At 42.7% G+C, this 21,444-nt stretch carries 14 protein-coding genes and 3 tRNA genes; 7 read left to right on the top strand and 10 right to left on the bottom strand.

Annotated features, from left to right (window positions below):
* Positions 1 to 333: 333 nt before the first annotated feature.
* The 4 genes from L2703_RS03785 to L2703_RS03770 form a co-directional block, all read right to left on the bottom strand.
* Positions 334 to 419 (bottom strand) — tRNA-Leu (locus tag L2703_RS03785).
* 48 nt (positions 420 to 467) lie between these two features.
* Positions 468 to 541 (bottom strand) — tRNA-Cys (locus tag L2703_RS03780).
* A 41-nt stretch (positions 542 to 582) separates the two neighbouring features.
* Positions 583 to 658: transfer RNA gene (locus L2703_RS03775), tRNA-Gly, on the bottom strand.
* 355 nt (positions 659 to 1,013) lie between these two features.
* Positions 1,014 to 2,450 carry a glyceraldehyde-3-phosphate dehydrogenase gene (locus tag L2703_RS03770; RefSeq protein WP_248969809.1) on the bottom strand — a complete coding sequence of 479 codons (1,437 nt, stop codon included), beginning with the start codon at positions 2,448 to 2,450 and terminating at the stop codon, positions 1,014 to 1,016.
* A gap of 201 nt (positions 2,451 to 2,651) precedes the next feature.
* Between L2703_RS03770 and L2703_RS03765 the strand changes: the two genes are divergently transcribed.
* Positions 2,652 to 3,482, top strand: a complete 831-nt coding sequence (locus tag L2703_RS03765; protein ID WP_248969808.1) for a DUF2989 domain-containing protein — start codon at positions 2,652 to 2,654, stop codon at positions 3,480 to 3,482.
* A gap of 232 nt (positions 3,483 to 3,714) precedes the next feature.
* Positions 3,715 to 4,725, top strand: coding sequence for a type I glyceraldehyde-3-phosphate dehydrogenase (gene gap / locus L2703_RS03760; protein ID WP_248969807.1), 1,011 nt, complete (start codon positions 3,715 to 3,717; stop codon positions 4,723 to 4,725).
* Between the two features lie 414 nt (positions 4,726 to 5,139).
* Here the strand turns inward: gap and nadA are convergent, their stop codons facing one another.
* The 5 genes from nadA to astE all read right to left on the bottom strand — a co-directional run bounded on the left by nadA (position 5,140) and on the right by astE (position 11,261).
* The gene (gene nadA, locus L2703_RS03755; protein WP_248969806.1) at positions 5,140 to 6,207 is read right to left on the bottom strand and encodes a quinolinate synthase NadA; all 1,068 of its coding nucleotides are present in this window, start codon (positions 6,205 to 6,207) and stop codon (positions 5,140 to 5,142) included.
* 123 nt (positions 6,208 to 6,330) lie between these two features.
* Complete coding sequence (locus tag L2703_RS03750; RefSeq protein ID WP_248969805.1) at positions 6,331 to 7,923, bottom strand: dihydrolipoyllysine-residue acetyltransferase; 1,593 nt, start codon at positions 7,921 to 7,923, stop codon at positions 6,331 to 6,333.
* A gap of 9 nt (positions 7,924 to 7,932) precedes the next feature.
* On the bottom strand, positions 7,933 to 8,910 hold the full coding sequence (locus L2703_RS03745) for an alpha-ketoacid dehydrogenase subunit beta (protein WP_248969804.1): 978 nt from the start codon (positions 8,908 to 8,910) through the stop codon (positions 7,933 to 7,935).
* Positions 8,911 to 8,912: 2 nt separating this feature from the next.
* Positions 8,913 to 10,091: a thiamine pyrophosphate-dependent dehydrogenase E1 component subunit alpha gene (locus L2703_RS03740; protein WP_248969803.1), complete on the bottom strand. Its 1,179-nt coding sequence runs from the start codon at positions 10,089 to 10,091 to the stop codon at positions 8,913 to 8,915.
* Positions 10,092 to 10,247: 156 nt separating this feature from the next.
* Entirely contained in the window at positions 10,248 to 11,261 is a 1,014-nt protein-coding gene (astE, locus tag L2703_RS03735) for a succinylglutamate desuccinylase (protein WP_283107794.1), read from the bottom strand.
* Positions 11,262 to 11,497: 236 nt separating this feature from the next.
* Between astE and msrA the strand changes: the two genes are divergently transcribed.
* Entirely contained in the window at positions 11,498 to 11,977 is a 480-nt protein-coding gene (gene msrA, locus L2703_RS03730) for a peptide-methionine (S)-S-oxide reductase MsrA (RefSeq protein ID WP_248969801.1), read from the top strand.
* A 177-nt stretch (positions 11,978 to 12,154) separates the two neighbouring features.
* Positions 12,155 to 13,111, top strand: a complete 957-nt coding sequence (gene trxB / locus L2703_RS03725; RefSeq protein ID WP_248969800.1) for a thioredoxin-disulfide reductase — start codon at positions 12,155 to 12,157, stop codon at positions 13,109 to 13,111.
* Between the two features lie 262 nt (positions 13,112 to 13,373).
* Here trxB and L2703_RS03720 read toward each other — a convergent pair whose 3' ends face one another.
* Positions 13,374 to 13,937, bottom strand: a complete 564-nt coding sequence (locus tag L2703_RS03720) for a GNAT family N-acetyltransferase (protein WP_248969799.1) — start codon at positions 13,935 to 13,937, stop codon at positions 13,374 to 13,376.
* Between the two features lie 213 nt (positions 13,938 to 14,150).
* On the opposite strand from L2703_RS03720, the gene L2703_RS03715 reads away from it, so the two are divergent.
* The 3 genes from L2703_RS03715 to L2703_RS03705 all read left to right on the top strand — a co-directional run bounded on the left by L2703_RS03715 (position 14,151) and on the right by L2703_RS03705 (position 21,442).
* Positions 14,151 to 15,341: an efflux RND transporter periplasmic adaptor subunit gene (locus tag L2703_RS03715; RefSeq protein ID WP_248969798.1), complete on the top strand. Its 1,191-nt coding sequence runs from the start codon at positions 14,151 to 14,153 to the stop codon at positions 15,339 to 15,341.
* A 5-nt stretch (positions 15,342 to 15,346) separates the two neighbouring features.
* Entirely contained in the window at positions 15,347 to 18,544 is a 3,198-nt protein-coding gene (locus tag L2703_RS03710) for an efflux RND transporter permease subunit (protein ID WP_248969797.1), read from the top strand.
* 195 nt (positions 18,545 to 18,739) lie between these two features.
* Complete coding sequence (locus L2703_RS03705; protein WP_248969796.1) at positions 18,740 to 21,442, top strand: bifunctional acetate--CoA ligase family protein/GNAT family N-acetyltransferase; 2,703 nt, start codon at positions 18,740 to 18,742, stop codon at positions 21,440 to 21,442.
* The last annotated feature ends 2 nt before the right edge of the window (positions 21,443 to 21,444 follow it).

Here is a 21,444-nt window from a genome sequence, read left to right as displayed (position 1 = left end):
AGTGCAAGGGATTTTACTTTAACCTTTACCCTTTAACGTTAGAACTCAACTGGCAGATGCAAAAAAGCCCCGACTGATGTCGAGGCTTTTTTGCACCATACTTATTCATATAAATTCTGATCATAAATAATGGTACCCAAGGCCAGACTATTCTTGGTAGCAAAGAATGGCACGCCTAATGTTAACCTGAGTGCAAGGGATTTTACTTTAATCTTTAACCTTTACCCTTTACCCTTTAACGTTAAAACTCAACTGGCAGATGCAAAAAAGCCCCGACTGATGTCGAGGCTTTTTTGCACCATACTTACGTATGTAATTTCTTACTATAAATAATGGTACCCGAGGCCGGACTTGAACCGGCACGCTTATTCAGCGAGGGATTTTAAATCCCTTGTGTCTACCGATTCCACCACTCGGGCAAAGTGTTGTGTTAACCGTTACATAAAGTAACCATTAAACTCAATTCGTGGAGGCGCGACCCGGAGTCGAACCGAGATCGACGGATTTGCAATCCGCAGCATAGCCATTCTGCCATCGCGCCATGCTTTACCAAAATCAAATCCATCGGAAGAGATAAGAAATTGGAGCGACATATCGGGTTCGAACCGATGACCTATACCTTGGCAAGGTATCGCTCTACCAACTGAGCTAATGTCGCGTTTCAATCTACAATCTTGCATTTCTTTGCAATCTGGTTTGTTTCTCCTGACTGCGGAATGGCATTCTACCGATTTGATCTGGATAGTCAATCAATAAAAACAGGATTATTGCAACAAAATGACTGTTTGATGCAATAATCGTCAGTGTGATGCTTATTTGGCAATGTTATACAATCAATCAGCACAATTGAGCTGGTTATTGGGCCTTTAGCCTACCTGTATCATTGCGCGTTAATAAAATCGCTTATTCATGCAAATAGCTATTAGACATTCAGATTGAAAATAAAAAAGCACTTCAGATGAAGTGCTTTCAAACATCAAATCATTACCCGGTATTAACGCCGCTCTGCTCGCTTAAAGGTTTGGCAATGATAGTGTGGTTAAGCCCAGCATTTTTTGCATGACACCTACAACCTGACAACTATAACCAAACTCATTGTCGTACCACACATACAAAATCGCGCGCTTACCTTCCGCGATGGTGGCTTGTGAATCTACCACACCAGCATAACGTGATCCCACGAGATCACTTGATACAATCTCAGTCGACTCAGTAAAGTCGATTTGATTTTGTAAGCTAGACTGTAGCGCCACATCTTTTAGGTATTCGTTTAATTCGTCACGATTGGTTTCTGAGTGTAAGTTAACACTAATAATTGCCATCGACACATTAGGCGTAGGCACACGTATCGCATTACCGGTTAATTTACCCGCTAAGACAGGTAGTGCTTTAGCCACTGCTTTAGCTGCACCAGTTTCAGTTATCACCATATTTAAAGGTGCACTTCGGCCGCGACGGTCTGCACTGTGATAATTATCAATTAAGTTTTGATCATTTGTATACGAATGGATGGTTTCAACATGGCCATTTTCAATGCCGTACTTATCGTTTACCGCTTTCAAAACGGGGGTAATGGCATTGGTCGTACAACTTGCAGCAGAGACAATCATGTCTTCATCTAGAATGTCGTTTTCATTTACACCATACACAACATTCTTAATCGCACCTTTGGCAGGGGCGGTTAATAATACTTTGCTGGCACCTGGGCTTTTAAGATGCAAACCTAATCCGGCTTCATCTTTCCAAATACCTGTATTATCAACAATTAACGCATTATTGATGCCATACTTAGTGTAATCGACCTCGTCGGGCGAGTTAGCATAAATAACCTGAATATAGGTACCGTTTGCAATAATGGCATTGTTTTCTTCATCGACTTCAACTGAGCCATTAAATGGCCCATGCACTGAATCGCGGCGTAATAGACTTGCACGCTTTTCTAAATCGCCTTTTTTACCACCGCGAAGTACGATGGCACGTAAACACATTTTATTGCTTTTACCTGTACGTTCTATAAGTAAACGTGCAAGCAAACGCCCAATACGGCCAAACCCATAAAGCACAACATCTTTTGCCGGTGTATCGTCACCATGATTAAGTGCGGGTGCCAACTCATTAGCCATGTAGGCTTCTATTCCGCTTGCGTCCTTGTTGTCACGCCAGTAATTTATCGCAAGTTTACCGATATCCACTTTACAATGTTTAACAGCTAATTTGCTTAGTGCTTCAACAAATGGGAAACTTTCGCGTAGGCGTAATTTTTCACCAACATGACGACGTACTAAACGGTGTGACTTAATAATTTCGATGGTTGATGCATTGAGTAATGGTTTACCATATACCACTACTTCTACGCCTTGGTTACGATACAACTTACCGAGCAATGGTTGCATTGCTTCAGCCATTTCGAAACGTTCTTGCCAGCTTTGTAAATGTTTATCTGCGCTCATGTAGGGATCCTTTATCTCACTTTTCCAGTTTTTTAACAGAAAGGTTTGAGTAACAAAAAGAAAAGACCAATAATTAAGTTTATTGTATGGGCGATGCCCTCTTGGTCGGCGACATTGTAATGAAATACACGTCGTTTCGCCAGTAACAAATTTTCTGTAAATATGTAATTTTATTAGACAATTTAGCTCACGGAGACAGTTTTGAATCGAAATTTTGTATTAATTACATCATTTACAATTATTGGTGCATTATTTGGCCTTTTTGGCTGCGATAATGACCGTAATAGCGACTTAATTTGTAAAAATAATCCTGAACTTTGTGCAGATTTACACAAAGATAGTTGGTGTCGTTTTGAAAAAGGTGACCTTATTCGCCATCGTTACCTATTAAAGCAAACCACAACGCCTAGCGGAAAAGAGCTGTATCAACAGTTAATTCACCTTGAAAACTACAGCAAGTGTATTGAACTTGCTGCAGGTGTTCAGCACAAACTGAATACTGAACGAACTCGAGATCGGGAACGAGCATTTGCGGTCAGCACGCAAACACTCGCTGAATTACAAGCTTTTACCCAAGACAATAATGATCTGTATTTGGCTTATTATCGGTGGATACGATTTAATGATCAGGCCGGACTGAATATCGTTGAGCAAGCATACCAACAAGGCCAATTACAAGATCAAGAAATAATGAGTCAACTCGCTGCCCACTATGTTAGATACGCTCCAAATGATGCCAAGGCTTTGTATTTATCATTACTGGCCACAAGCCAAGCCTCGTTAATTAATCCAGACTGGTTTTTAGCGTTAGCGTCGATATACAAACAACAACAGGATTTTGAGAAAGAATACTTGCTAACAAGAGCTTATTTAATGATGACAGAAAGCCATGTTGATGAACCGCAACTGCTTGCAATGATTAACGGCAATAAAGCACTGGCTCAATCATTAGATATCCAAGCCGCTGAGCTCATCGCTGCGGTGCTAAGTGGGCAATTTGCCAATAGCACCAGTGAAATGCGACTTAAATAAAGTCGAATTATGGTTAAATAAACCACTTATCCGTATGCAGCGACAATATGCCAACTTACAAAACTGTGCTTAAATTATCTTCAAAACGTGCTAAATGTAAAAAAAATACAAAATTATCCGACTATTTTGCCAATTTCAGGTGATTTAACTTGACCATTACGGTTAATTTGGTAATTTTACAACTAGGCGATTGACATGCCACCAAATTATTTTATCACTTGAGGGATATGAGATGACTATCCGTGTTGCTATTAACGGCTATGGCCGTATCGGAAGAAATGTTCTACGCGCACTTTATGAAAGCGAAAAAGATTACCCAATTCAAATCGTAGCAGTAAACGATTTAGGTGACGCATCAATCAACGCACATTTAACTAAGTACGATTCAGTACATGGTCGCTTTAATGCAAAAGTTGATCACGATGATGAAGCTATCTATGTGAATGGCGACAAAATTTTAACTTTCCAAGAACGTGATCCATCAAAGTTACCTTGGGCAGAATTAAACGTTGATGTTGTTTATGAATGTACTGGTATTTTCACATCAAAAGTCGCAGTGCAACCACACCTAGATGCAGGTGCAAAAAAAGTGATTATTTCTGCACCTGGTAAAAACGTTGATGCAACCGTAGTTTATGGTGTTAACCAAGACGTGCTTACTGCTGACATGACGGTGATTTCAAATGCATCGTGTACCACAAACTGTTTAGCTCCTGTCGCTAAACCATTAAGTGATGCTGTGGGTATTGAGTCAGGTTTAATGACAACAATCCATGCTTATACTAATGACCAACGTTTATCAGACGTATACCACACTGATTTACGCCGTGCTCGTGCAGCTGCAATGTCAATGATCCCAACGCAAACCGGCGCTGCTGCTGCGGTAGGTTTAGTGGTTCCTGAGTTACAAGGTAAGTTTGACGGCTTAGCAGTACGTGTTCCTACTGTAAACGTATCGTTAGTTGACCTAACCTTCTTAGCATCACGCGACACCACGGTTGAAGAAATTAACCAAATCGTTGCAGATGCAGCTAAAACATCACCGCTCAATCAAGTATTAGCGATTAATGAAGAACCGTTAGTGTCTATCGACTTTAACCATAACCCGTTCTCATCTAACTTTGATGCGACACAAACACGTGTTAAAGGCCGTTTAGTAAAAGTAATGGCATGGTATGACAACGAATGGGGTTTCAGTAACCGCATGCTAGACAACACAGTTGCGTTAATGAACGCTAAGTAATTAGCTGGATTTAGACAAAAGCCTCGCATTTATGCGGGGCTTTTTGTTAATTACAGTCAATCACCATACCCCCCCTTAAACTCTTATACCAATCCTTATTAGAATGTGATCGATTTTTGGCTGCATCATTAGGCCTAGTACAATGAACATGACTGCAATTGTAGTCATCTACATCAACGTAATTTGAAGCCGTAATGGGGTTTGTGACGCGACTGCGAAGGGCGAATGTATCAGCGTGGCCTGCTTTGTTAGCCTTTCTTAGCATAGTGCACTATAACTTAGTGCGCCCTCAAAAGGCTGCCTTGATTACCTCACTGATCACTTTCGCTAAAAGAGCGCATTCTAATGCGGATATTAGGCATAAAAAAGCCGACTTGATGTCGGCTGTTTTATATTAACACGGCTTAATGCTGATTAAGCATTGCCCTTCACTTTCATGTTTAGGCCTTTGGCAAAATCAAGCATCCGTGTCAGTGGAATTAATGCTTTAACACGCAGTTCATCATCGACAAAAATTTCGTGGTTGCTTTTATCACTGCTTAACAGCGACTGCTCAATGGCTTGCAAACCGTTCATGGCCATCCATGGACAGTGAGCACAGCTTTTACAGGTTGCGCCGTTCCCGCCTGTTGGGGCTTCAAGTAGTGTTTTGTCTGGTGCTGCCTGTTGCATTTTGTAGAAAATACCGCGATCGGTCGCCACAATAAACGTATCATTTGCCATGGTTTGCGCAGCTTTAATTAACTGGCTGGTTGAGCCAACAGCATCTGCAAGTTCAACTACGCTGGCAGGCGATTCTGGGTGAACTAATATTGCCGCACCAAGATGCTGTTTTTTAAGCTCACGTAAGGCTTTAGCCTGAAACTCGTCATGCACAATACATTCGCCCTGCCACAGTAACATGTCTGCGCCAGTTTGCTTGTTAATGTATGAGCCAAGATGACGGTCTGGTGCCCAAATAATTTTTTTATCTTGGCTGTCTAGGTGTTCTACAATTTCTAGGGCAATACTTGAGGTTACAACCCAATCTGCACGGGCTTTTACTGCCGCTGAGGTATTGGCATAAACCACTACCGTATGATCAGGATGAGCATCACAAAAGGCCGTGAATTCTTCGATAGGACAACCTAAATCCAATGAGCAGGTTGCCTCGAGAGTTGGCATTAAAATGGTTTTTTCTGGGCTTAAAATTTTGGCCGTTTCGCCCATAAATTTTACCCCAGCAACAATCAGTTTTTTAGCTGGATGATCACGGCCAAAACGCGCCATTTCGAGCGAGTCAGACACACAGCCGCCCGTCTCTTCTGCTAAAGCTTGAATTTCAGGATCGGTATAATAATGGGCAACTAACACCGCATCTTGGTCGATCAACAATTGCTTAATTCGTGCTTTATATTGTGCTTTTTCAGCGTCAGACAACACGGCAGGTTTGGCTGGAAACGGATACTCAATAGTTTCAATTTTAGGTGCCGACAGACTCATACAGGTTCCAATCGATTAACGTAATTAGCAGATTATACGAAATACTGGTTCAAAACAAAAGGACGCATTATGCGTCCTTTTGGCTTACCACATCACGATATTCTCGTGTCCATTGATTACAACTTAACGCATGGTTAATAGCATTTCTTGTGGTTGTTCAAGGTAGTGTTTCCACAAATTGCAGAACCGGGCAATCGTGCCGCCATCAATCACGCGGTGATCGCCAGACCAGCTCACTTGCATAATTTTTCGCGCTTCAACCTCACCTGCTGCATTAAAACGCGGCAACACCTGTAACTTACCTAATGCCACAATAGCCACTTCAGGTTTGTTAATAATAGGTGTTGCAACTGTGCCACCTAACGCACCAATATTAGAGATTGATATCGTGCCGTCTTTTAAATCTGCTGGTGATACTCGCCCACTTCGAGCCGCGGCTGTTAAACGTGTAATATCAGCTGCAATAGCTAAAATAGACTTATTTTGCACATCTTTAACATTGGGTACTAATAAGCCAACTTTAGAATCAACCGCCATACCAATATTGTGACGTGATTTGTAAGTGAGCTCGGTACAATCGGCATTAACTTGGCTATTGAGTATTGGAAACTCATTCATGGCGAGCGACATGGCCTTCATAAAGAATGGCATCATGGTGAGTTTGACTTCTTCACTTGAGTAACGTTGTTTCATGCTCTCGCGAAGGGCGACCAATTCGGTTAAATCAAACTCTTCACTGTAGGTAAAATGCGGAATAGTCGATACCGACTCCACCATCATCTTAGCCATTACCGCTTTCACGCCTTTAATGGGTTCAACGCGATCAGCACCAGATGGGCTAATCGTCGCCACTTCTGTACTGGTAGGCTGTGCTGATGCAGAAACGTGAGCGGTGTTTGTCGATGCTGCAACCGCAGGGTTAGCAACAGCTCGTTGATGGCGTTCAATATCTTCTTTGTAAACACGGCCATTTTTACCACTGCCAGCAACCAGTGCGATATTAATATCAAGCGAGCGTGCCATACGACGTACTGCGGGGCTAGCAAGTGCTTTGCCTTGCGCAACTGGCTCACCTGTCACAATTGCACTTTCAGTTACCGTTTGTTGTACTGCTTGCTGCGGCGCTGCGGTCATTGGCGTATCTTCGGCTTCCACTTCAATTGCGAACAAAGGCGAATGGACTTTAGCAAGTTGACCTTTACGATAATGCAATTTAACAATTTTACCGGCTTTCATCGCGGGTATTTGCACTAAGGCTTTGTCGGTCATCACATCGGCAATGGGCTGATCTTCGACCACCATATCGCCTTCTTCAACGAGCCAATCAACCAGTTCACACTCAACAATCCCTTCACCAATGTCTGGCAGTAAAAAGTCTTCGATATTTGAATGGTTCACCCTCGGGGAAACCTCGGGCTTGGCTTCTACTACTGGTGTCACTTCTGCCGTTGGTGATGGCGATACATCGCTGTTGTCACCTTCAAGTTCAACGGCATAAAGCGGTTGATGTACAATGGCAATGTCACCTTTAGCATAATAAAGCTTGGTGATTTTACCTGCATGTGGCGCAGGAATTTGTACTAGGGCTTTATCTGTCATCACATCAGCAATGGGCTGATCTTCAGTGACAATATCGCCTTCACTAACTAACCAATCCACTAATTCGCATTCCACCACACCTTCGCCGATGTCGGGTAAAATAAAATCTTTAATCATATCTTACTCCTAAAACGCTACAGAAGCCTTGATGGCTTCAAAGGTTTTTAATTCATCAGGCATGTATTCTTTTTCGTGAATTAGCGGATATGGCGTATCTAAACCACACACACGGCTGATTGGCGACTCAAGCGATAAGAAACACTCTTGTTGTATAGTTGCAGCAATTTCGCCAGCAAAGCCTCCGGTTAGCGGCGCTTCGTGGTTAATTAATAAACGACCGGTTTTAGTGACTGATTTAGCTACTGTGTCTACATCCCAAGGTGCTAGCGTACGTAGGTCAATAATTTCACACGAGATACCTTCTTTTTCAGCACGCTCACAGGCTTTTTCAACAATCTCCATCTGTGCGCCCCAGGCCAGCACGGTAATATCGCGGCCTTGTTTAACCACTTGCGCTTTACCCAATTCAATTTGGTAGTCACCTGCTGGTACTTCACCTACTGAAGCACGATACAAGCGCTTAGGTTCAAAGAAAATCACCGGATTAGGATCACGAATGGCAGCAAGTAATAAGCCTTTAGCTTGCTCAGGATTTCGCGGCACCACCACTTTTAGTCCAGGCGTTTGGGTAAAATAAGCTTCCGGAGATTGTGAATGATAGTGTCCGCCCGCAATGCCACCTCCATAAGGTGTGCGGAAGGTTAACCCGCCAACATCAAACTGATTACCGCTGCGGTAGCGGAACTTGGCCGATTCGTTAACGATTTGATCAAAAGCCGGAAATATATAGTCAGCAAACTGGATCTCGGCAACGGCGGTCATGCCATAAGATGCTAAACCGTTAGCAAAACCAGCAATCCCCTGTTCAGTTAGTGGAGTATTAAAACAACGATCTCGACCAAATTGTTCTTGTAAGCCAGAGGTTGCACGGAACACACCACCAAAATGGCCTACATCTTCACCAAAAATTACCATGCGCTCATCAGCTTTCATGGCTATTGATAACGCCTCGTTGATGGCGTGTAACATATTCATTTGAGCCACGATTAGAGTCTCCCTGCGCTTTTAGGATAGGCTTTTGGATACTTATTAATGTGTTCTTTCAACTCAGTAAGCTGCTTTTTAAGTGCAGGCGTCGGTTTATCAAACACATCTTCGATGATTTCGTCTAGCTTTGGTATAGGCAGTTTTTCAGCGACTTTAACTGCTGCTAATACTTCTTCTCGGTAGCGTTCATAAAGCTTGGCTTCATCGGCTTCACTGGTCCAGCCTTTATTGATCATCCACAACTTAAACCGTTTAACGGGGTCATGCTGTTGCCATTTGGCTTCTTCTTCTTTTGAACGGTAACCCGACGGATCATCTGATGACGAGTGAGCGCCTAACCGGTATGTCATGGCTTCAATTAATACAGGCATATTATGTTCTATTGCATGTGCGCGGGCTTGTTGTGTTGCAGCAAGTACCGCCAGCATATCGTTACCGTCAACACGAATTGTATGCATACCATAACCCACACCACGACTGGCAATACCATTACCAGCAAACTGCTCTTCGGTGGGCGTAGAAATGGCATAACCATTATTACGGCAAAAGAAAATCACTGGTGCTTTTAATACCGCAGCCATGTTTAAACCTGCGTGGAAGTCACCTTCTGACGCAGCACCTTCACCAAAATAACAAATGGCAACATTACGTTTACCTTGTAACTTCATACCGTAAGCTACGCCTGTCGCTTGCGGGATTTGCGTTGCCAAGGGTGACGAAATAGTTTGGTAATTAAGTTCACGACTGCCGTAGTGGATCGGCATTTGCCGTCCTTTACCTAAATCTTTTTCATTACTGAACATCTGGTTCATAAATTGTTCAGTACTAAAACCGCGATAACGCAATGAGGCATGTTCACGGTATTGAGCTAAAATGACGTCGTCTTTGTCCAGGGCTGCTGTACTGCCCACAATAGAGGCTTCTTCACCTGTACAGGTCATGTAAAAACTAATACGTCCTTGACGCTGCGCACCCAACATACGCTCGTCTAATACACGTGTAAAAACACAAGTATCGAATATTTTTTCAGCTAAAGTCTTGTCGATAACAGGCAATACTGCGTTTTCGTACGTGGTGCCGTCTGCTTGCAAAATACGCAAAATGGGGATGTGCAATGACGCTTTGTCTAAGAAGCTGACACGGTGCACTGTTTCATTTGTCAGTGGTGCGTTGCTCATATTATGCTCTTATTATTGTTGAGCCATGTTCAACATAAACATGGCTCTATTGATACTATGCGAGTAAACATTACGTTAACGTAAACTACCTATCAATACTTACTCTCACTGTAAATGCATTTTACTCACGATTAACATGTATATATTGCTTTACGACTATACAATTGACTCGTTCGGTGCAGGCACTAGGCAAAGCACTGTACGTTGGCCAATAGGGACATTGGCATTGGGAAATACAATAGCCTCTTGTGAATGTTCTACCACAATTTGCTGTCCGCCTTCTGTGGCCAATACCTCACCTTGCTTAAAAGAACTGAAGTTTTCAGCGTCACTAGCAAAACTAAATGCAAAATCATCAAAATGTTTATTTATTGAGCGAGAAACCTTATATAAGTTCACTTTACTCGAATCAAACTCAATCACTGGTAGGTTAGTGTGTGTAATGAGTTTTTCAAGCATAGTATGAGTTTGACTAAAACGGCTCATGTCATTTTGGCCAAAAGGCATCACTTTGCCCAGTTCAACGGTAAAAGCATCGGCTTGAAACTGCTCTGACGAGTAATAACTAAATGTCGTGGTCGGTTCATGGTGAAAAAGTAGTGTATCAACACCACATTCGGCCAAAAACATGATTTGTTCACTGCTGTAAGCACGGCCTGGGCGGTAAGGATAAATAGCAAATTTTTCGTGTTTAGATGCTCTGATCGCTGTGTGTAAATCATAATGAATGCGCTGACGGTCACTGTTGGCAGTAAAGAAGTCTGCGACATATTTTTCCAGCGCTTTGGCGCGATGACGTTCAGGGTGGGTTAAGCCCTCGCCTTTTGAATGTGCACCACTGAATAAACGATTCATGTTCTCGTCAATAAAGCGGGTTTGATTGATTATAGCAGCAGGGTTGCCGATTAAAAAAAGCACTCTTTGCTTTGCGACAATGCGCTGGCTTAATAAATCTTTAATCAGTTGATTACAAATTTCTATTGGCGCAGTTTCATTACCATGTACGGCACAAGACAACACAATATCTTTAGAGGCATTGGCTGGGGTGAATACGATTACACCGGTATCCCAAATATCTACACGGGTATGATCGGCTAGCATAAAGTCGTATGTTGCTGGCAATTTATGAGGATTAGCTAAGGTATAGGCTAAAAAATCATGATTTAACATCAGGTCTGATAACACATTCAACTCCTTGTCTCATTATTATATGGCACAAACACTCAACTCACGGTTAGGCACGTCAGTGTCATAGCCTATTTGTCGCGGATTCTATCATAGCCATAGCGTATTTTATTGTTTGTATAAGTTAGATTTATTATTAATAAAAGTTTGCTTGCAAAAATGGCGAATATTGAACACAATCACAGCCATCTAGACTTCTATAATTGTTTTAAGGGTTTGTCATGGCGTTAGCAACATTTGGTGCAGGTTGTTTTTGGGGTGTTGAGTATTTTTTCCGTGAAATTAACGGCGTCATTAACGCGACTTGTGGCTACATGGGTGGTAAAGACAGTGCAACAACATACAAAGAAGTAAAAACAGGCACAACAGGTCACGCAGAAGTCGTACAAGTTGAATATGACCCTGAAATCGTCAGTTATAACGATTTACTGGATGCTTTTTGGAAAAACCACAACCCAACCATGCTCAACATGCAAGGTGGTGATATTGGTACTCAGTATCGCAGTACTATCTTCTTTCATGATAAAGAGCAAAAAGCATTAGCAGAAACCTCTAAACTGGCATTAGCCCGCAGTGGTAAATGGGGGCAACGTCATATTGTGACTGAAATTGTCCCGATACAAACATTTCACATTGCTGAGGAATATCACCAAAATTATTTAGAAAAAAATAATCTACCTTCATGTCATTTGGTATATTAATCAGCCAATATCCGTTTCAAGTGTATTTATGTTCAGCTTTTGTTCACTTGAAACGGAATATTTACACAATAGATTAGCGCAATCGATTTCCTACCGTTAACTTCCCTTTACCCGCCGATATAAATTCCATACAATCCCAAGCAAATTGCTTAAGGCATGTTATCGGAGAACAAAATCATGAGTGAAGCTCGTCACGTTAACCTACTAATTTTAGGTTCTGGCCCTGCCGGCTATACTGCTGCAGTTTATGCTGCACGTGCTAATTTAAAACCTGTAATGATCACAGGGATGCAGCAAGGTGGTCAATTAACCACGACGACTGAAGTTGAAAACTGGCCAGGCGATGCTGAAGACTTAACTGGCCCAGCGTTAATGGAACGCATGCAAAAACATGCTGAAAAGTTTGATACTGAAATTATTTTCGACCACATCAATGAAGTTACCTTAACTGAACGTCCTTTCCGTTTGAAAGGTGACAATGGCGAATTTACCTGTGATGCATTAATCATTGCCACTGGTGCATCGGCTAAATACCTAGGCCTGCCATCTGAAGAAGCCTTCATGGGCCGCGGTGTGTCTGCTTGTGCAACCTGTGACGGTTTCTTCTATCGTAACCAGAAAGTTGCTGTGATTGGCGGCGGTAACACTGCTGTTGAAGAAGCACTTTACTTAAGCAACATTGCCTCTGAAGTCCACTTAATTCACCGTCGTGACAGTTTCCGTTCAGAAAAAATTCTGATCGACCGCCTAATGGACAAAGTGGCTAACGGCAACATCATTTTACATCTAGACCAAACACTTGAAGAAGTGACAGGTAACGATATGGGTGTAACGGGTCTTAAAAAGAAAAGCACCAAAGATGGTTCGGTAACAGAACTAGAAGTGGCGGGTGTGTTTGTTGCTATTGGTCATAGCCCTAATACAAGTATTTTTGCTGGCCAGTTAGAAATGACCCACGGTTACTTAAAAGTTAATAGTGGTTTACAAGGCAATGCAACCCAAACCAGCATCGAAGGCGTTTATGCTTGTGGTGATGTCATGGATCAACATTATCGCCAAGCGATCACTTCTGCAGGTACAGGTTGTATGGCAGCACTCGATGCGGAACGTTACTTGGACGCAAAAAAGTCATAAACCATTGATTTTGTAATTGTTGATGTTTCAAGGTTGTTTTTAGCAAATGGTAAACCATTGCGCGTTAGCAAGTGAGCTCTTTGCGAGAATTTAAAAGGGCTTAAACAAGACGAATGACTAAATGAATAGTGATTCTCTTTCGACGTCATGGGGTTAAGCTCAATCGAAGTTAACTCGACTTAAAACCAATAAGTTAATATCAACTGACCTAGAGTACATCATACAAAAAGAGCAGCCACGGCTGCTCTTTTTAATGGGCGTATCACAATACCGATTTTTGATAAAAAACCGCTTCGGTATCGCCCAAGGGATCGCGGTGAATACTCTTGTGTTGAAAAGTCATTCCGAGTTTTTTCATAATGGCAATTGAAGCGACGTTTTGCTCAACAGCTACAGCACTAATGTGGGTCACCTCATCTAATTGACTGATTGCCTGCATCACTGCATGTGCAGCTTCTGTCGCATATCCTTTACCCCAGCTGTCATATTTAAATCGCCAGCCTAATTCAATATTGTGCCATTGAGGTTGAGTAAAAAAATACATAGGTCTTACTAAAATCCAACCTAAATACTGACCGCTTAACTGATGTTCGTCGTTTTGCGGACACGCAAGTGCATCCACTTTCCATAATCCCCAGCCTTTAGTGGGATTTAAGTATTGTGCCAATCTTGGCAGCATCACAGTATCAATTTGCTGTTGAGTCGTTTTTACCCCACCGTTTAAGAAGTGCATCACCCTCTCGTCTTGGTCTAACTCGAACATAAACTCGCCGTCATCAAGCGTCATTAATGACAATGTTAAACGCGGTGTATTTGGTATCTGCATGCTGTTATTCCTATTTTTGCTCAAATCAAACGCTTATAAATTCAGAATTAAAAGGCCATTTTGATGCCAAAACCCCCGCCCTCTGAAACACAAGTTTACACATTGACACAACATAGTCGAAACATATCGATTAACATATACAGTAGAAAAATAGATTAATTGCCAACGGCTAAACATAACGTTGCAAACATAAATCATTTAAAAGGAAGCATTGTGGCGACTAAAAAACAAATTATATTACCCATTATTGTACTAGGCATAGGCATTGTTGGGCTTGTTGGGCTTTCTGCATTAAAAAAACCACCAGAAGAAAAACCTGAGGTTGACACAACGCCACTGGTGTCTGTTCAAGAGATTAACTATCAACCAATGACATTTGAAGTCAGCTCTTATGGTGTGGTTAACGCAAAATACATGACCGAAATCATTGCTCAAGTGGGCGGTGAAATTATTTACTTAGACCCCAACTTCGTCAAAGGTGGCTTTGTTAAAAAAGGCGAAGTTTTAGCCAAAATCGACCCGAGCGACTACCAATCTAGCTTACTGGATGCACAAGCCAGTATTGCGTCGTCACAAGCCTCACTGGTTCAAGAACGAGCCAATGCCGAAGTTGCTATTCGCGAATGGGCAGACATCACCAACAGGCAGCCAACAGACTTAAGTCTACGTAAACCGCAATTAGCCCAAGAGCTGGCAAAATTAAAAAGCGCTGAAGCAAGCCTCAATAGAGCAAAACGCGACTTAGAACGAACAATCATTAGAGCCCCTTATGATGCATTAATCGAAGGACGAGACATAGGCCTGGGCTCATTTGTGAGCAAAGGTAGCCCGATTGGTAAAGTATTAAATACCGACAAAGCCGAAGTTCGTTTACCCATAGCTGACAAAGAAATGCAATATTTGGTCAACAAGGGGGTCAATGCGACGGTCAATTTATCAGGTAATTTTGCCGGCAGTAAACAGCTTTGGACAGGTAAAATCGTTCGCAGCGAAGGCGTTGTTGACAGTAAAAGTCGGATGACTTATCTGGTCGCAGAAATTGATGATCCTTACGGTCTAACGACGGGCAAAAATGAATTACGTTATGGTACTTATGTGACCGCCACCATTGAAGGTTCCCACGCTGGCAATGTTGCTGTTGTGCCACGCCACCTTATTGTGAATGGTGCGGTAGCAATTATGGACCAAGATAAAACCCTACGTTACAAACCGGTTAAAGTTATCCGCCAAGAAGGCGCTAATGTGGTGATATCTGAGGGTTTAGCATCAGGCATGCAACTGATAACCTCTGCACTTGACTACCCTGTTGATGGCATGAAAGTCGCCCTTCCTGAAGACCGCATTTTGCAAAAAGAACCACAAGCAGAAAAAGATGACACTGAACTTGCGATGGAAGGTGAATAACAATCATGGCTGATACTCACAAAGGACTCATCGCCTGGTTTGCTCGTAACAGTGTTGCGGCAAACTTGCTGATGTTCATTATTTTGATAGGTGGATTATTAACCGCCAGCACCATTAGAAAACAATTCTTTCCTGAAGTTGAAATCAACTGGATAGAATTTAGCGCCGTTTATCCAGGCACGGCGCCACAAGAAGTGGAAGAAGGCATCACGATTAAAATTGAACAGGCACTTGAAAGCGTTCAAGGCTTGAAACGCGTGATAACCTATTCAAATCGCAATATGGCTCAGGGCTATTTTCAAGTTGAAGAGTCTTATGACCCACTTGTGGTACTTGATGAAATCAAATCAGAAATCGATTCAATTTCAACCTTCCCTGCCGATATGGAACCGCCAAAAGTTGAACGAATTAAATTTCGTCAAGAAGTCATGTACTTAAGCTTGTATGGTGACATGTCCGAGCGCCAACTAAAAGATTTAGGCGATAAAATTCATAACGAAATAATGCAATTGCCTAATGTGAATATTTCAGAATATTACGGCGGATTAGGCTATGAAATCAGCATCGAAGTCAGTAAAGATAAACTCCGAGAATTTGGCCTAACCTTTAACGATGTCGCACAAGCCGTGCAAGGCTATTCACGTAATATGTCTGCTGGGCAAATTAAAGCCGAAAACGGCTACATTAACCTGCGTGTGCAAAATCAAGCATATGTTGGGTACGAGTTTGAAGATTTGCCATTATTAACGTTAGATGATGGCACACAGTTATCATTAGGCGATATTGCCGTCGTCAATGACGGCTTTGAAGAAGGTATTCAATACTCAAAATTTAATGGCAAAAATTCAGTAACCTTCTTTATTGGTGCAGCAAAAAATCAAAGTATTACTGATGTTGCTGCCACAATTAAGACTTATGTAGAGAAAAAACAAAAAGCGTTACCCCACGGCGTAAAACTCGAACCCTGGGTAGACATGACCTACTACCTTGATGGCCGATTACAGTTGATGCTTGACAGTATGAAAAGCGGTGCGGTGTTGGTCTTTTTAATGCTTGCCCTGTTTTTGCGTGTACGCTTAGCGTTTTGGGTGATGATGGGCTTACCTGTATGCTTTTTAGGTACCCTATTATTTATGCCAATGGCCTTTATCGATGTCACCATTAACGTGATCAGCTTATTTGCATTTATTTTGGTACTGGGTATTGTCGTCGATGATGCGATTGTGATGGGTGAAAGCGCCCACAGCGAATCAGAAGAACACGGTCATAGCGTTGAAAGTGTGATCCGCGGCGTTCAAAAAGTCGCCATGCCAGCCACCTTTGGGGTGTTAACCACCATTGCAGCATTTTTACCTATCACGATGGACGATGGCCCCTCTTCTGCCTTTGGCCAAGCGATTGGTTATGTGGTGATTTTATGTTTACTCTTTTCACTGGTTGAATCAAAACTTATTTTGCCAGCGCATTTAGCCCACATGAAAAAGCCTAAGGTCGTTAAGCCAGGGTCTAAAAACCCGCTGGACTGGCTACGTAATGGCGTTAACATGATCCAAGGTAGCGTCGATCGCAATTTAAGCAAATACATTGACAATATTTATCGCCCTTCACTAGAAATAGCCATTAAATACCGCTATGGCGTCATTATGCTGTTCATCAGCTTAATTTTAGTGTGCGCCGGTCTTTATGGTGGCGGATTAGTGCGCTTTATTGGCCAGCCCAAAATCCCACACGACTTTCCACGCATCAAAATTGAAATGAACGTTGATGCATCTGAAAAAGCCACTCTAGCGACGGCACTTGCAATTGAAGAAACGCTCTATAACGTTGACAAAAAAGTTGAAGATGAATATGGCCAACGCATGATATCGGATATGCAGGTTGACCTTCGAAGCCAAACCAGCGCTGAGGTTATGACCAAGCTTGTTGATCCTCAATTGCGTCCTATGGACACCTTTGCTTTAGCGGAGTTATGGCGCCAAGCCATGCCACAGATCCCCGGCGTTAAATCATTTACCATTCAAGACAGTTTAATGGGTGGCGGCCGTGAAGATGGTGATATTAGCTTTAGGCTAGAAGGTAATGATGAAACGCAACTGGTTGCAGCGTCATTAGCATTAAAAGAAAAACTCAATGGCTTAAAGGGCGTGAGTGATGTTAATGATAGCCGTCAATCTAGTGCCAAAGAAGTACAGTTCCAGCTAAAACCTTTAGCGAATGTACTTGGGTTAACCTTAGCTAATATTGCATCGCAAGTAGGTAATAGTTTTTATGGCCTAGAAGCTCAGCGAATTATCCGTAACGGTGAAGAAATCAAAGTCATGCTGCGCTACCCTGAAGAACAGCGAAACTCGATTGCATTAGTGCAAGATGTGTTAATCAAAACACCGCAAGGGGCTGAATTACCGTTATCAGAGGTTGCCGACATTAAAGTCGTGCAAGGCGTTAACAGTATCCGCCGTGAAAATGGCAGCCGTACTATTAACGTTTGGGCTTCTGTTGATGCAGATCAAGCTGAGCCCTTTAAGCTAGCTAAAGACATTCGCGATAATTTCATTCCAGAACTATTGATAAAATACCCACAAGTTCGCAGTGAAGTGTCGGGCAATATTCAAGAGCAGCTAGACAGTGCGAACACTCAAATGCGTGACTTTATTTTATCCTTATTGGTGATATACAGCTTACTTGCTGTCCCCCTTCGCTCCTACATTCAACCAGTGATGATTATGTCGGTTATCCCATTTGGCGTGATAGGCTCTGTCATGGGGCACATCATATTGGGTATCGACTTAAGTGCCTTGTCAATGTTTGGCATTATCGCTGCCGCTGGTGTGGTGGTTAACGACTCGCTAGTGATGGTCGATTATGTCAATAATTCACGAAAAGCTGGCGTGCCGATGCGTTTAGCAGTACTAAATGCAGGTTGTAAACGCTTTAGGGCGATTATGCTAACCTCATTGACCACCTTTATTGGTTTAGTGCCAATTATGTCTGAAACCAGCATGCAGGCCCAAATGGTGATCCCGATGGCCGTGTCATTAGCCTTTGGAGTGCTATTTGCGACTGTGGTAACCCTGTGTTTAATTCCTTGCTTGTATATTGCCATCGAAGACTCAAAGGCTTTATTGGCACGAATTATTGGTATTTACTCACAAGCGCCAACCCCCCAGGGTGAAGCGTCACAGCAAGGTTCAAATCAATACTAATTTCACATCAATAGACAATCAAAGGGGCCTTATTCACAAGGCCCCTTTTTTATCCGCGCGAGAAATGCAACGTTAACGTAAGAGCGCTGATACAAACTTGGAACACATTGAGCGCATAATAAATAGTGCAACTTCATCATTATATTGAGAATATGATAACCTGATGATTATCGGTTGAAACCAAAGGACGCCAACATGAGCCAACGCAGCATTCACTCATTATTTAAACCCACTTCAGTTGCTGTGATTGGTGCGTCAAATGGTGATAAACGTGCCGGTAAAGGCATTATGAAAAACCTATTATCGAGTGGTTTTTCAGGCCCGATTATGCCTGTCACCCCAAAATATACTGCGGTGATGGGAGTACTGGCCTACCCCAATATTGAATCATTACCGATAAAGCCAGACTTAGCCATTATATGTACCAATGCGCAAAAAGTGCCAAGCATTGTGGAGAGGCTCGCCCAATTTGGCTGTAAAGTCGCCATTATTATGGCCTCAGGACTTGCATTAAAAACGGATGAAAATGGCCATAATCTTTTGGATTTAACCAAACAATATGCCAAACGTTACGGCATGCGAATACTTGGCCCAAATAGTCTTGGAATGATATTACCGCCTATTGGCTTAAATGCCAGTTTAGCGCATGCGGGGGCCATTTCAGGCAAAATAGCCTTTGTGTCGCAATCTGCAGCAATTTGCACCACAGTATTAGACTGGGCAAACAATAAAGGCATTGGTTTTTCATCATTTATCTCACTAGGTGATGCAACCGATATCGACTTTGACGAATTACTTGATTATTTAGGTCGCGACAGTAAAACCAGCGCAATCATGCTCTACATTGATTCAATCAATGAAAAACGTCATTTTTTGTCCGCTGCCCGCGCCGCCTCGCGCAACAAACCTATCTTCGTGATTAAATCTGGGCGCAGCCATGAAGGTGTTAGAGCTGCCATGATCCATACCGGCGGCATAGGTGGTAACGATGCAGTATATGAAGCCGCATTTCGCCGAGCAGGTATGTTAAGGGTAAACGACTTAATTGAGCTCTTTGCCGCAGTTGAAAGCTTAGCCCATTCGACAAGCCTTAAAGGCGAACGATTAGTCATCATGAGTAATGGTGGTGGCCCTGCTGTACTTGCTGCAGATGAGCTGATTATTAAAGGGGGTAAGTTAGCGCAATTATCAGAGCACACCATAAACCAACTCAACACGGTTTTACCCGACACCTGGTCAAAGCAAAACCCTATCGACATGATTGGTGATGCCGATCATCAGCGCTATGCCAAAACCCTCGATATATTAATGAACAGCAACGATGCTGACACAATTTTAGTGCTGCACTCGCCTTCTATATTGTCTGAAAGCGTCGAAATTGCCACAAGCCTTATTGAAACCATCCATAAAAACCCGAATCGGCATAAGTTGAATATTTTAACCAACTGGAGTGGCGAAGACTCCGCTTATCTGGGGCGCAAACGCTTTACCAAAGCCGGTATTCCAACTTACCGAACGCCAGAGGGCGCTGTGCGCGCCTTTATGCACATGGTGGAATACCGTCGCAACCAAAAACTACTTCAAGAAGTGCCGCTGTCGATACCAGATAATATTCCCGCCGATCGTAATGTGGCCAAGTCGCTTTTACAGCAAGCAATTGATCGTGGTCAAACCGTGGTAGAAACCCATCAAGCTGTAGATATTTTAAAAGCCTATGGCTTAAATACCATTGATACCTGGTTTGTCAGCAATGTAGACGAAGCTGTTAATGTGGCCAGTAAAGCTGGCTATCCGGTGGCCTTAAAGGTGCAATCACCAGATTTACTCTATAAGTCTGACGTGCATGGCGTGGTATTAAATTTAACTTCCGACGAAGATGTTAGCCATGCTGCTCACTCGATTATCGATAGAGTTCATCAAATCAACCCTAATGCCAAAATTGATGGGTTAATTATTCAAAAAATGGCCTTAACCGCCGGAGCGCAAGAAATCCGGGTGTCTGTGATTAATGACGCAGTATTTGGGCCAGCCATTTGTTTAGGCGAAGGCGGCTCTGAATGGGACCCCACACGGGATGCCGCCGTTGCCTTGCCGCCACTGAATATGGCGTTAGCTCGGTATATGGTTATTCAGGCACTTAAAACCAATAAATTACGTGATAGGCACTTACCACTAGGCCTAGATATGAACGCCTTGTGTCTCATGCTGACACAAATATCTCATCTTATTATCGACTGCCCTGAAATTGCCGAAATCGATATCAATCCTGTTTTAGCCGCCGGTGAGAAAATCACCTTGCTCGATGTAAATATGCGCCTTCACAGCACACCTCAAGACAATATCGGCCGCCTAGCCATCATGCCTTATCCCAAAGAACTCGAGCAGGTTGCCACATTAAAAAATGGTTTAACGGTTATGCTGCGCCCGATTTTGCCAGAGGATGAACCTAAACATTTGGAATTTGATAACGCCCTTAGCGATGAAGACAGGTATAAACGTTATTTTGGTGTGCGCTCTCGCATGACCCATGAAGAAATGGCCGTACTGACACAAATTGACTATGCACGGGAAATGGCCTTTATTGCCACAACCAAAACTGCAAATGGTGAAGAGTTAACATTAGGTGCTGTGCGGGCCTCTATCGATCCTGACAATACAGAAGCGGAGTTTGCAATGGCCGTCAGAAGCGATTATCAAGGGATTGGACTGGGTAAACTACTGCTTGAAAAGCTCATCACTTATTATAAAAACAACAATACCTTATACTTAACCGGCTTCACCATGTTTGAAAATCGCAACATGGCTAACCTGGCGAAGTCATTAGGCTTTAGTGTCTCGTTTGATATGGAAGAGCATCTGATAAAAATGCACATGAATTTAGAAAACGAAAACAAATAACT

The sequence above is a fragment of the Shewanella basaltis genome (assembly GCF_023283885.1).
Lineage (GTDB): Bacteria > Pseudomonadota > Gammaproteobacteria > Enterobacterales > Shewanellaceae > Shewanella > Shewanella basaltis.
The sequence above is the reverse complement of the archived record's forward strand: the minus strand, read 5'-3'. Positions and strand labels throughout refer to the sequence as shown.